Genomic DNA, 999 nt, shown 5'->3' with positions numbered 1-999 from the left:
GGCTACGGCTACATCCGCGAGTACCCGCTGGAGCGCTACCTGCGCGACGCGCGCGTGCACCAGATCCTCGAAGGCACCAACGAGATCATGCGGGTCATCGTCGCGCGCCGGATGCTGCAGGACCACGCGCCTGAAGCGATCCGGTGATCACTGCAGCTCTCGCTGCTTGCGCCTCCTGCTCTCCCGCTTGCGAGAGAGCGGCCGTCGCCAACCACACTTCTTCTTCCATTCGTCACCATGCCCCTCTCAACCGAAAGCGACATCCATTACGCCGGGCTGCGCCTGGAGCGACGCGGCCACACCGCCGTCGTCACCTTGACGAACCCGCCCGCCCACACCTGGACCGCCGACAGCCTCGCCGCCTTGACGCGCCTGGTGGCCGACCTCAACGCCGATCGCGACATCTACGCGCTCGTCATCACCGGCGAGGGCGAAAAGTTCTTCAGCGCCGGCGCCGACTGAAGCTCTTCGCCGATGGCGACAAGGGCGTCGCCGCAACGATGGCGCGCCGCTTCGGCGAAGCCTTCGAGGCGCTGGCGGGTTTCCGCGGCGTGAGCATCGCGGCCCTCAATGGCTACGCGATGGGCGGTGGCCTCGAATGCGCGCTGGCCTGCGACCTTCGCATCGCCGAACCGCATGCCGTGATGGCGCTGCCCGAGGCGACCGTCGGCCTGTTGCCCTGCGCGGGCGGCACGCAGTGGCTGAGCTGGACGGTCGGCGAGGCCTGGGCCAAGCGCCTGGTGCTGCTGGGCGAGCGCGTCGACGCCGAGACGGCGCTGCGCATCGGACTGGTGGATGAGCTGGCGCCCAAAGGCGGCGCGCTGGCGCTAGCGCTGCAATGGGCCGAGCGCGCGCAGGGCCAGAGCCCGACCAGCGTCGCCGCGTGCAAGCAGCTGATCCAGGGCGCGCGCTCGGCGCCGCCGCGATCGCAGCTGGCGGCCGAGCGGGAAGCCTTCGTCGCGCTGTTCGATTCGGAGGATCAGCGCGAAGGCGTGCAGG

Annotated in this window: 1 protein-coding gene and 1 pseudogene; both read left to right on the top strand. The window is 70.2% G+C overall.

Translation table 11 applies throughout. The features are described 5' to 3' along the window. The coding region (locus FUT87_RS27000; protein WP_255512064.1) for an acyl-CoA dehydrogenase family protein at positions 1-147 on the top strand (147 nt) is incomplete at its 5' end. Between the two features lie 90 nt (positions 148-237). Next, positions 238-999: pseudogene (locus tag FUT87_RS26995) on the top strand (enoyl-CoA hydratase); the annotation flags it as partial.

This window comes from Mitsuaria sp. TWR114, from assembly GCF_007997345.1.
Note: the sequence above shows the minus strand (reverse complement) of the source record. Positions and strands in the feature narration are given on the sequence as shown.